Below are 12,502 nucleotides of genomic sequence, written 5' to 3' on the forward strand. Positions count from 1 at the left end.
ATTACGAACGAAATAACATTCATAATATAGCAATTATCTCATAATAAAAAGCAATAGGTTGTACTATTTTTAGTAAAGGATAACGATGACAAAATGAGGATAACAGAGAATGGTTCTCAGTAAACCACAAACTGACCCTACGCTCGAATGGTTCCTGTCTCATTGCCATATTCATAAGTATCCATCGAAGAGTACGTTGATTTACCAGGGTGAAAAAGCAGATACTCTTTACTACCTTATTAAAGGTTCAGTGACTGTGCTAATCAAGGATAAAGAAGGCAAAGAAATGATTCTATCTTATCTAAATAAAGATAATTTTCTGGGCGAGTTGGGATTATTTGAAGAAGGTCAGGAACGCAGCGCTTGGGTACGAGCAAAAGCTACTTGCGAAGTAGCTGAAATATCTTATAAGAAATTTAGACAGCTTATTAAAGTTAATCCAGATATTATCATGCGCTTAGCATCACAGATTGCTAGCCGCTTGCAGGTTACCTCAGAGAAAGTAGGTAATTTAGCTTTCCTTGATGTTACTGGACGCATTGCACATACCTTACTAAATCTTACTAAAGAGCCTGATGCTATGACTCATCCAGACGGCATGCAAATAAAAATTACCCGCCAGGAGATAGGGCAGATTGTGGGATGTTCACGGGAGACTGTTGGTCGTATTTTAAAAATGCTTGAAGATCAGAATATCCTATCTGCCCATGGTAAGACTATTGTAGTTTATGGTACTCGTTAATTTTCGTTAGCTTATTTTGAAGCTACAGTTAGTTATATTATTCATTAAATCAAATAACGTTGCTTTAATTATACTCATGCAGGAGACCTATCAGCTACCTAAAAATAATAGCATTAGCAACGTAGTCTCAGAAAGTTATTCAGCAATTTATGTCCTTGTTCACTCATAATACTTTCAGGATGAAACTGTACACCTTTCAATGCCAGAGAACGATGTTGGATAGCCATAATTTCGTCTTTTTCCCCTGCACGTAAACTCCATGCTGTTACTTCTAAACAAGGAGGAATGCTAGTAGCATCTAGCACTAAAGAATTGTAACGTATCACTTTGATTGGCTGTGCTAAACCCGCGAATAGTCCTTTTCTATGGTGCTTAATAATAGATATTTTTCCGTGCATAACCTTACGTGCCTGTACGACCTGAGCACCAAATACCTGACCAATAGCTTGATGACCTAGGCAAACACCTAAGATAGGTAATTTGCCGGCAAAGTAACGGATAGCTGACAAGGAAATGCCAGCTTCGTTTGGGGTGCCGGGACCAGGGGAAATAACTAGTTGCTGCGGGGCTAACTGCTCAATCTCTATCAGGTTAATGCTATCATTCCGTCTTACCTCGACCTGTGCACCCAATTCACAAAAATATTGATATAGATTCCAGGTAAATGAATCATAATTATCAATTATTAATAGTTTACTCATCACATTGCCTTAACGTAAATATAAAAACATATGAGTTTCGCGAGAAACTTTTGATAATATTTAGGCGTAATCTAAGCAAAAAACTAAACATTAGTTGTTCTGGAACCTATTTATCTTCCGTTCTGGCCTAACTCAAAGAGAAACAGAAAATCTTCTCTACCATCAAGCATTGGTTATAAAGCGCATAGGATATCTTTCTAAGAGAGGATACAATGCATAATTCCTACGTTTATTCTCTATCAAGCAAAGTAATCATTTTATGTCAGAAAAAAAAGTAACTCATAAAATAAATTTACCCCGAGATAACCAGGTAGAGGGTTTAAAAATGCCACCCCATTCGTTAGAAGCGGAACAGTCAGTGCTGGGCGGCTTAATGCTAGACAATAAGCGGTGGGATAATGTCTCCGAACGTGTAACAACTCATGATTTTTTTAATCGCCCGCACCGGTTAATTTTCAGAGAAATGCAGCGTTTACTAGACATGAGTAAACCTATTGACTTGATCACTCTTTCCGAATCTCTGGAGCAGAAAGGTGAGCTAGACGCAGTAGGTGGTTTTGCATACTTAGCGGAGTTATCAAAAAATACTCCTAGTGTTGCCAATATTTCTGCTTACGCAGATATTGTACATGAACGGGCGGTAGTACGTGAAATGATAACTGTAGCTAATGAGATAGCAAATGCTGGATATAATCCGCAGGGCCGGAGTAGTGAAGATCTGCTAGATTTAGCAGAATCTAGGGTATTCCAGATAGCTGAGAATCGTGCCAGCAAAGATGAAGGTCCTAAAAGCATTGACCGTATTTTAGAAGATACTGTGACGCGCATTGAACAGCTATATCAGAATCCACACGATGGTGTAACTGGCATATCTAGTGGTTATCAGGACCTAGATAAAAAAACAGCTGGCTTACAAAAGTCTGATTTAATCATAGTTGCTGCGCGACCATCAATGGGAAAAACCACTTTTGCTATGAATATATGCGAAAATGCAGCTATGACAGAAGAAAAACCGGTACTTATTTTCAGCCTAGAGATGTCAGGTGAACAGATTATGATACGTATGCTAGCTTCACTGTCGCGCGTCGATCATACGCGCATCCGTACTGGCAGACTAGACGATGAGGATTGGGCACGCCTATCTAGCACTATGGGCATTCTGCTAGAAAAAAGGAATATGTATATTGATGATTCATCTGGTTTAACACCTACAGAAGTCCGTTCCCGTGCACGGCGGGTGTTCCGTGAACACGACGGTTTGAGCTTAATTATGATTGATTACTTACAACTAATGCGTGTACCGGCTTTGGCCGATAATCGTACGCTAGAGATTGCAGAAATATCCCGATCGCTGAAAGCTTTAGCGAAGGAGTTACAAGTACCAGTAGTAGCGCTTTCTCAGCTCAATCGAAGCCTAGAACAACGTGCAGATAAGCGGCCGGTCAACTCAGACTTACGTGAATCAGGTTCTATAGAACAGGATGCGGACTTAATCATGTTTATTTATCGTGACGAAATTTATCATGATAACAGCGAAATGAAGGGTATCGCTGAAATTATTCTGGGCAAACAGCGTAATGGCCCTATCGGTACTGTGCGGTTGACTTTTAACGAGCAGTGGTCACGGTTTGATAATTATGCCGGTCTACAGGATGCAGATTAGTATAAAGTATCGTTTTTGTTTCAATAGTAGTAAAGTAACTATTCTCTAGCATGAGAATAATAGCTAATAACATAACCGTTTAGCTTGAGTCAGTTAGATCACAGACCTTCTACCAGTAAATATGATAATAATCATTAATCTGTGTCTCCGTAGTTAAAAAGGAGATAACAAGCTCCTCCTAAGAGCTAGTTGCAGGTTCGATTCCTGTCGGAGACAAACCTTTACGTTACTAAGAAATTGATTAAATAAATTTCATCTTGCTGCCTAATAACAATTCACAATCTTTCAGTATATTTGGTTCAATCACTATCAATTAATGACATTTGGGGTAGGATACCATGGATTTTTTTATATTATCCCCCTTGATGCTGGGCAGTGTGACCCCATCTTAATTGGCATCGAAGGTTGTTAAACCGGCAAAATAAACCAACAGCGAAAAATAAACCAAACTAGTTTATAAATGCACATTAGGTTTACGATAACAACAAATTTGACCTTTTTTGTGGAGATGTTTAGATGGGAAAAATAATTGGGATTGACTTAGGTACAACCAACTCCTGTATTGCAATTGTAGAAGGTACTAAACCTCGTGTACTAGAAAATAGTGAAGGAGATCGTACCACTCCTTCTATTATTGCTTATACTCAAGATGGAGAGATTCTTGTTGGCCAACCGGCTAAACGTCAGTCTGCTACCAACCCGCAAAATACCCTGTTTGCTATCAAGCGTTTAATTGGTCGCCGTTTCCAAGATGAAGAAGTACAGCGTGATGTGAATATCATGCCTTATAAAATAATTGCTGCCGATAATGGTGATGCTTGGCTGGAGATTAAGGGCCAAAAAATGGCACCCCCGCAGATTTCAGCTGAGATTTTAAAAAAGATGAAAAAAACGGCAGAAGATTATCTAGGCGAATCTATTACTGAAGCGGTCATTACCGTACCTGCTTACTTTAATGATACACAGCGACAAGCAACTAAAGACGCAGGTAGGATCGCAGGTCTAGAGGTTAAGCGCATTATAAACGAACCAACTGCTGCAGCTCTGGCCTACGGTTTAGATAAGGAAATAGGCAACCGTACTATCGCTGTCTATGACCTTGGTGGTGGGACATTCGATATTTCCATTATTGAAATTGATGATGTTGATGGTGAGAAAACATTTGAAGTTTTGGCTACTAACGGCGATACCCATCTTGGTGGTGAAGATTTCGATAGTAGATTGATTAACTATTTAGTTGATGAGTTTAAGAAAGACCAAGGTATCGATCTACGTAATGATGCACTTGCTATGCAGCGTTTGAAAGAAGCAGCTGAAAAAGCAAAAATAGAATTATCAGCCGCGCAGCAAACTGATGTGAACCTGCCTTATATCACTGCTGATGCTACTGGTCCTAAGCATATGAATATCAAAGTTACCCGTGCCAAACTTGAGTCTTTAGTAGAAGATTTGGTTCACCGTACTATGGAGCCTTTAAAAGTAGCGTTGAAAGATGCTGGCCTGTCTATTTCGGATATTAAAGACGTAATATTAGTTGGTGGGCAAACTCGTATGCCGCTAGTACAGAAGAAAGTCACCGACTTTTTTGGTAAAGAACCACGCAAAGATGTAAACCCAGACGAAGCAGTTGCTATCGGTGCTGCGGTTCAAGGCGGCGTACTATCTGGAAATGTAAAAGATGTGCTATTACTGGATGTGACTCCATTGTCGCTAGGCATAGAAACCATGGGTGGGGTGATGACGCTGCTTATTCCTAAGAATACTACGATTCCAACTAAGCACAGCCAAGTGTTTTCTACTGCAGAGGACAACCAGTCTGCTGTGACTATTCATGTACTACAGGGTGAACGTAAACGTGCTGGAGATAATAAGTCTCTAGGTCAGTTTAACCTAGATGGTATTGCACCGGCGATACGAGGTATTCCGCAAATAGAAGTAACGTTTGACATTGATGCCGATGGGATTCTGCATGTCTCAGCTAAGGACAAAAAAAGCGGGCGTGAACAAAAAATTACTATAAAAGCATCCTCTGGTCTGAGTGAAGCAGAAATTAAAAAGATGGTACAAGAAGCGGAAGCAAATGCCGAATCTGATCGTAAATTTGAAGAGTTAGTACAGATCCGTAATCAGGCTGATAACTTAATGCACAGCACTAACAAACAGTTAGAAGAGTACGGTAACCAGTTGTCGGACGAAGAAAAAAAGGCTATAGCAGATGCTCGTCAAAATTTGAATACAGCGTTGAAAGGTGAAAACAAAGCTGATATCGAAACAACAATGCAGTCTTTGATCCAAATTTCTAGTAAATTGCTCAAAGTTACGCCACAGCAAACCCAGGCTGCAGACGATAACACTAAGGTCGATGACAACGTTGTCGATGCTGAGTTCGAAGAAGTAAAAGATAAAAAATAATCGCCCCGAACAGGTTGAGTCCTCGCTGCTGTTAGTTGCAAGCTCGAGTATCAAACAAAAATCTTTGTTCGTGCCAGCATGTTGAGGACAGAAAGAAACGATGGCGAAATCAGACTATTATCATATTTTAGGAGTTTCTAAAAATGCCGACGAGCGTGAAATAAAAAAGGCTTATAAACGCCTAGCAATGAAATTTCACCCAGATCGGAATCCAGGAAATGCTGAAGCTGAAGTAAAATTCAAAGAGATCAAAGAAGCCTACGAAGTATTAACCGATGGGCAAAAGCGTGCCGCTTACGACCAATACGGCCATATGGCGTTTGAACAAGAGAGTATGGGCGGTAGTGCTGACTTCAGCGATATTTTTGGCGAGGTGTTTGGCGATATATTTGGAGGAGGACGTCGGCAGCGTGCTAGCAGAGGCTCTGATTTACGCTATAACATGGAGCTTACTCTTGAAGAAGCAGTGCGTGGAGTCACTCGTGAAATTCGTATCCCAGTTTTAGACGAGTGTAAAGCATGTCATGGTAATGGTGCAAAGCCAGGCACTTCATCGATCACCTGTCCTACTTGTCACGGTCAAGGCCAGGTACAAATACGGCAGGGGTTCTTTACGGTACAACAAGTATGTCCGACTTGTCATGGTCATGGCAAAGTAGTAAAAGAACCTTGTATCAAATGTAATGGTCACGGTAGGGTAAAAAAATCTAAAACACTGTCCGTGAAGATTCCGTCTGGTATCGATACTGGTGATCGCATTCGTCTATCTGGTGAAGGCGAAGCGGGCGAGTATGGTGCACAAGCTGGTGATCTGTATGTGCAGGTGCAGGTATGTAAGCATCCTATTTTCGACCGTGAAGAAAATAACCTGTACTGTGAAGTGCCGATAAACTTTGCCATGGCTGCATTGGGTGGTGAAATTGAAGTACCTACTATTGACGGGCGGATTAAACTAAAAGTACCGGCAGAAACCCAAACCGGTAGAGTGTTTCGAATGCGTGGCAAAGGAGTAAAATCGGTACGTAGCGGCAGCCAAGGTGACTTGCTGTGCCGTGTAGTAGTAGAGACTCCGGTAAAGTTAAACGAACTACAGAAGCAGCTCTTGCGGGAGCTAGAAGATAGCTTTGGCGGACCTAGTGGTAATCAAAATAGTCCGCGATTGAAAAGTTTTCTTGATGGAGTCAAAAAGTTTTTTGATGATTTAACCCGTTAGTAAATCTAAAACTTTTACATTCTATTAATTTGTGCAATTAGATTAGCTTTATAACGTGCTGCTTTGTTTTTATGAATTAAACCTTTACTAGCCTGGCGGTCAACTACCGGTTGCATGGCAGAAAAAGCACTTTGCGCCGCTTTTTTATCTCCAGTAGCAATAGCAGTGTAGACTTTTCTTACGAAAGTTCGCACCATTGAACGTCGGCTAGCATTGTGCTGACGACGTTTCTCAGACTGTATAGCACGTTTTTTAGCTGACTGGATGTTTGCCAACGTTAAATCTCCTAAACAAAAATCTCATCAGAGAAGGAACATAATTTCCTTATAGATTCTATCAGTATCAACAGATAAAATACAACAAAGAAAAAACAATTAGCACCATAGGACCCGACTTGCGGTATTTCAAAGATTAGAATAGCAAGTTAACCTGAGCTATAATCTGCCGATGTCCACTCTATTGAGCCTAATATGGAGCTGATTCGCGGCATACATAACTTACAGCCACGTCACCATGGCTGTGTGCTCACTATTGGCAATTTTGACGGGTTTCATCGTGGGCACCAGGCACTTATAACTGAATTACAGGCTGAGGGGCGCCGCCGTAGGCTACCAGTTATGGTAATGATTTTTGAACCCCAGCCGCAAGAATATTTTTCTGGTGCTAAGGCGCAAGTACGTCTAACCCGTCTACGAGATAAAGTAAAATACCTGGCTGCGGCCGGAGTAGATGCGATATTATGCGTAGCGTTTAATAAACAATTTTCTAACCTAAGCGCCCATGCGTTTTTATTTGATCTGGTAGTGCATAAGTTAGGAGGACGCTTTATTTGTGTTGGCGATGATTTTCACTTTGGCACAGGCCGCCAGGGAAATTTCACTATGCTACAGCATGCTGGTAGCAAGGTTGGTTTCGAGGTAATGCGCATCATTACCTATACAGAAGGGGGTAGACGTATTAGCAGCACCGCTGTACGCAAAGCACTATCGCAAGATCGTCTAGTTGAGGCTGAGACGCTGCTGGGTCACCTATACCGTATCTCAGGACGGGTAATCTATGGTGATGCACTAGGACGGACTATTGGCTTTCCTACAGCTAATGTCTCGCTTAAAGGACTACCGGTTCCATTGAATGGGGTTTATGCGGTACAGGTATACGGTGTAGCTAAATATCCATTACCTGGGGTAGCTAATGTAGGTACCCGTCCTACAGTTACTAATAATTGTCAAAACCAACAAAATATGGAAGTCCATTTGCTCGATGCAACTTTGAACTTGTACGGTTGTCATCTAGAAGTGGTAATACGCGCTAAAGTGCGTAATGAACAACGTTTCGCCTCTCTAGAAGAATTAAAGCAACAAATAGCTAATGATGTAGTGAGTACCCGTCACTATTTTGAGCTTGGACCGCAACGACCGCAACTAGCAGATTCAAACAGTAATAATAAACCGAGAATCGAATGAATGATTATAAAAGTACTCTGAATTTACCATACACTCAATTTATGATGCGTGGCGATTTAGCAAGGCGTGAACCTATCATGCTACAACGTTGGTATAAAGAAGATTTATATAGAACTATTCGCAAAGCGAAAAAGGGAAAACCAATCTTTTTGTTACACGACGGGCCACCGTATGCGAACGGCAGTATTCATATCGGTCACTCTGTTAATAAAATTCTTAAAGATATCATTATTAAGTATAAAATATTAATGGGCTACGACTCGCCATATGTGCCTGGCTGGGACTGCCACGGGCTACCTATTGAGCTTAAAGTAGAGCAACTAATTGGCAAACCTGGTGAAACAGTTAGCACTTCCGAGTTCCTTGTCGCTTGCCGACGTTATGCCGCTGAGCAGGTCACCTGGCAGAAAAAAGAGTTTATCCGCCTCGGCGTACTTGGGGACTGGGAAAACATTTATTTGACAATGGATTTTACCACAGAAGCCAATATCATCCGTGCGCTCAGTAAAATAATTGCTAACGGTCACTTGTATAAGGGCAATAAGCCAGTTCATTGGTGCATTGATTGCCGTTCAGCACTAGCAGAAGCAGAAGTAGAATATTACGACTATACGTCGCTCTCTATCGATGTAACTTTTGCTGCGACCAATGCGCGCGCTGTTGCGGCTAAGTTCGGTGTGCAAGATTTTTCCCAGTCAGTTTCATTTTTAATCTGGACTACCACGCCTTGGACTATACCCGCTAACCGAGCTATATCTGTACATCCAGATTTAAACTATCAACTAGTTGAGGTTAATGGACAGGGTATAATCTTAGCTGCAGATCTAGCGAATAGCGTGCTACAGCGGATAGGCAGAACTAACTGGACGGTACTTGGCACTGTAAAAGGAAGCTTGCTGGAGCTACTGCGGTTCCATCATCCGTTTATGGGCTTTGATATCCCAGTAATTCTTAGCCAGCACGTAAACTTAAACGTTGGTACCGGCGCAGTCCATACTGCTCCTGGTCATGGTACAGACGATTATGTAATCGGTAGTAAGTACGGTCTGGAAGTAGCAAATTTAGTGGGTCCTGATGGCTGCTATCTACCTGGTACTTTTTCATCACTTGACGGCATACCCATTTTTAATAGCAATAGCATCTTGATAAGTCTACTACAAGATAGTGGCACACTGTTGCATGCAGAAAAACTGCAGCACAGTTATCCACATTGCTGGCGCCATAAAACCCCGCTGATATTTCGTGCTACACCACAGTGGTTCATTAGTATGGATCAAAAAAACTTACGTCAAAAATCGCTGAAAGAAATCAACAGAATACAGTGGATCCCTAGCTGGAGCCAAACGCGCATTTATAATATGGTTGCTAATCGCCAAGACTGGTGTATTTCACGTCAACGCATTTGGGGTGTTCCAATGTCGTTATTCGTACATAACCACACTAACACATTACACCCGCAGACGGGCAAAATAATGGAAGAAGTAGCTAAACTAGTTGAGAAATATGGTATTCAGGCTTGGTGGGATCTAGATCCCGCTACAATATTAGGTAATGATGCGGCTAACTATAGCAAAATTACTGATACACTAGATGTATGGTTCGATTCAGGTTCGACACACTCGTCGGTTGTTGATGCGCGACCTGAATTTTATGGTCATGATGTAGATATGTATCTAGAAGGAACTGATCAGCATCGTGGCTGGTTTATGTCATCGTTGATTAGCTCCACTGCTATAAAAGGTAAGGCGCCGTGCGGACAAGTACTGACCCATGGTTTTACCGTAGATGGTAATGGACGTAAGATGTCTAAATCTGTTGGTAATGTGGTAAGCCCACAGCAGGTAGTAGATAAATTCGGTGCAGATATTTTACGTTTGTGGGTAGCTTCTACCGGATATTCCGATGAAATGGCTATTTCAGATGAAATACTCAAAAGCTCCGCTGATACCTATCGTCGTATACGTAATACCGCGCGCTTCTTGCTAGCGAACCTAAATGGTTTCGACCCAGTGCTACATAGCGTTAATCCCGACAAAATGATAGTATTAGATAGGTGGGCAGTCAGTAGAGCACAAGTTGCTCAAGAAGAAATAATAGCAGCTTACGAGAGCTATGACTTTCATAATGTAGTGCAACGTATTATGCAGTTCTGCTCGGTGGAAATGGGTTCTTTCTATCTAGATATCATTAAAGACCGCCAATATACTACTAAATCTGATAGTATCGCCCGACGTAGCTGCCAAACGGCACTTTTTCATATCATCGAAGCGCTAGTACGATGGATAGCTCCGATTATATCGTTTACCGCCGACGAAATATGGGGGTTTATGCCTGGAACCCGTTCGCAGTATGTGTTCACTGAAGAGTGGTATCACTCCCTGTTAAAGCTAGATACCGTACAACCGATGAATGATGCTTACTGGGACACATTGCTGCTGGTACGCAATGACGTCAATCAGGTAATTGAACAGGCGCGTACCAATAAACGTATTGGTAGTTCTCTGGAAGCACAAATAACGCTGTACTCAGAACCTCTTCTTGCTATGCAACTACGTAAACTAGGCGATGAGTTACACTTTGCATTGCTGACTTCAGCGGTACAAGTAGCTGATTATGCACATGCTGGCTCTGACACATTTCAAAGCAAGATACTGAAAGGACTCAAGATTGCCTTAAATAAGGCTACAGGTCAAAAATGCCCACGCTGCTGGCATTATGAAAAGGATATTGGACAGAATGCCGAACATCCTGAGATCTGTGGTCGTTGTGTTACTAATGTAATCGGCCCGGGCGAAGAGCGTAAGTTTGTCTAAGCTAATACTTGGTACTTTAATATCGACTGGAATACCCTGGCTTTGGTTGACACTGGTAGTATTAGCAATGGATATCGGCAGCAAGCAGTGGGTTATGACTCATTTGAAGCTAGGAGAGTCGGTATCTGTTATGCCTTTTATCAATATTTTCTATACCCAGAACCCGGGCGCAGCTTTTAGTTTTTTGGCAGATAAAGGTAGTTGGAATATTTGGGTTTTCGCGCTAATAGCTGTTATAATATCCGTGATCCTATCAGTCACAATGTACCGTTCAAATAATAGGGCCAGCATCACAAACGTGTCTTATGCAATGATTATTGGCGGGGCATTAGGTAATCTATTAGACCGGATAACACATGGTGTGGTAATCGACTTTATTGATGTTTACGTTGATACCTTGCACTGGCCAACTTTTAATATAGCTGATTCTAGTATCTGCATTGGTGCGGCGATAATAGTACGAGAAATTTACTTTCATCCTACTAAAAAACGCGGAGACGATTAATGCGCATTATACTTGCTAACCCACGTGGTTTTTGTGCTGGTGTCGACCGTGCAATAAGTATTGTAGAAAAGGCGATAGCAATTTATGGTGCGCCAATCTACGTGCGTCATGAAGTGGTGCATAATAGTTATGTTGTCAACGTATTACGCCATAAAGGTGCGATATTTATCGAACATCTTGACGATGTTCCAGATGGTTCTCTTCTAATTTTTTCTGCACATGGAGTTTCCCGAGTCGTACGTAACGAAGCACTTAGCCGTGATCTAACTGTTTTTGACGCCACTTGTCCGCTAGTTACTAAGGTACATATGAAAGTCGCACGCGCTAGCCGTAAAGGTACCGAAGTAATTTTGATTGGTCACCATGATCATGCTGAAGTAGAAGGAACCATGGGACAATACAATAATGCAGCCGGCGGTATCTATCTGGTAGAGTCACCGGAAGATGTTTGGCAACTGCAGGTCAAAAGTGTCGATAATTTGTGCTTTATAACCCAGACAACTCTTTCTGTAGATGATACCTCAAACGTGATTAATGCGCTGCGCCAGCGTTTCCCTTCTATCATCGGACCACGTAAAGATGATATTTGCTACGCAACAACTAACCGGCAAGAGGCAGTGCGTAATCTGACTATAGCTGCCGACATTGTGCTTGTAGTAGGTTCAAAAAATTCATCTAACTCTAATCGGTTAGCCGAACTAGCACAGCGTATTGGTAAACCTACGTATTTAATCGATAGCGCCAGTGATATCCAAGAAAGCTGGCTACAGGGAATGAATATTATTGGTGTAACCGCTGGCGCATCAGCTCCGAATATTATCGTCCTTCAAGTTATATCCAGGCTACAGTCGCTAGGCGCCGAGAGCGTTGAAGAACTGATAGGACGTAAAGAGAACATTAGATTTGAGGTCCCTAGATATCTAGCTAGATGTGAAATAAAGTAAAGAGAATAGAATAGCAATAGCTTGATTACGGCACTTTTGACCATTA

At 41.7% G+C, this 12,502-nt stretch carries 10 protein-coding genes and 1 tRNA gene; 9 read left to right on the plus strand and 2 right to left on the minus strand.

Translation table 11 applies throughout. The features are described 5' to 3' along the window. Positions 1-109 precede the first annotated feature (109 nt). Positions 110-742 carry a cAMP-activated global transcriptional regulator CRP gene (gene crp, locus CEX73_RS02795; RefSeq protein ID WP_101627067.1) on the plus strand — a complete coding sequence of 211 codons (633 nt, stop codon included), beginning with the start codon at positions 110-112 and terminating at the stop codon, positions 740-742. A gap of 113 nt (positions 743-855) precedes the next feature. Here the strand turns inward: crp and CEX73_RS02800 are convergent, their stop codons facing one another. Beyond that, on the minus strand, positions 856-1,443 hold the full coding sequence (locus tag CEX73_RS02800) for an anthranilate synthase component II (protein WP_101627068.1): 588 nt from the start codon (positions 1,441-1,443) through the stop codon (positions 856-858). Positions 1,444-1,702: 259 nt separating this feature from the next. Here CEX73_RS02800 and dnaB point away from each other — a divergent pair, with 259 nt between their 5' ends. The 4 genes from dnaB (at position 1,703) to dnaJ (ending at position 6,731) form a co-directional block, all read left to right on the plus strand. Next, entirely contained in the window at positions 1,703-3,106 is a 1,404-nt protein-coding gene (dnaB, locus tag CEX73_RS02805) for a replicative DNA helicase (RefSeq protein WP_101627069.1), read from the plus strand. A gap of 143 nt (positions 3,107-3,249) precedes the next feature. Then, positions 3,250-3,322 (plus strand) — tRNA-Arg (locus tag CEX73_RS02810). Positions 3,323-3,622: 300 nt separating this feature from the next. Beyond that, entirely contained in the window at positions 3,623-5,518 is a 1,896-nt protein-coding gene (gene dnaK / locus CEX73_RS02815) for a molecular chaperone DnaK (protein WP_101627070.1), read from the plus strand. Positions 5,519-5,618: 100 nt separating this feature from the next. Next, positions 5,619-6,731, plus strand: a complete 1,113-nt coding sequence (gene dnaJ, locus CEX73_RS02820) for a molecular chaperone DnaJ (RefSeq protein ID WP_101627071.1) — start codon at positions 5,619-5,621, stop codon at positions 6,729-6,731. A 14-nt stretch (positions 6,732-6,745) separates the two neighbouring features. Here the strand turns inward: dnaJ and rpsT are convergent, their stop codons facing one another. Next, entirely contained in the window at positions 6,746-7,006 is a 261-nt protein-coding gene (rpsT, locus tag CEX73_RS02825) for a 30S ribosomal protein S20 (protein WP_101627072.1), read from the minus strand. 195 nt (positions 7,007-7,201) lie between these two features. Between rpsT and ribF the strand changes: the two genes are divergently transcribed. From ribF to ispH, 4 genes are read left to right on the plus strand one after another with little or no spacing between them, the layout of a single operon-like run. Next, complete coding sequence (ribF, locus tag CEX73_RS02830) at positions 7,202-8,194, plus strand: bifunctional riboflavin kinase/FAD synthetase (RefSeq protein WP_101627073.1); 993 nt, start codon at positions 7,202-7,204, stop codon at positions 8,192-8,194. Beyond that, complete coding sequence (ileS, locus tag CEX73_RS02835) at positions 8,191-11,007, plus strand: isoleucine--tRNA ligase (protein ID WP_101627074.1); 2,817 nt, start codon at positions 8,191-8,193, stop codon at positions 11,005-11,007. Before ribF ends, ileS begins: the two co-directional genes overlap by 4 nt. After that, positions 11,000-11,512: a signal peptidase II gene (gene lspA, locus CEX73_RS02840; RefSeq protein ID WP_438819078.1), complete on the plus strand. Its 513-nt coding sequence runs from the start codon at positions 11,000-11,002 to the stop codon at positions 11,510-11,512. Before ileS ends, lspA begins: the two co-directional genes overlap by 8 nt. Continuing rightward, on the plus strand, positions 11,512-12,456 hold the full coding sequence (gene ispH / locus CEX73_RS02845) for a 4-hydroxy-3-methylbut-2-enyl diphosphate reductase (RefSeq protein ID WP_101627075.1): 945 nt from the start codon (positions 11,512-11,514) through the stop codon (positions 12,454-12,456). The genes lspA and ispH overlap by 1 nt, the downstream gene beginning before the upstream one ends. The last annotated feature ends 46 nt before the right edge of the window (positions 12,457-12,502 follow it).

It is taken from the genome of Candidatus Palibaumannia cicadellinicola, from assembly GCF_002855795.1.
Lineage (GTDB): Bacteria > Pseudomonadota > Gammaproteobacteria > Enterobacterales > Enterobacteriaceae > Baumannia > Baumannia cicadellinicola_C.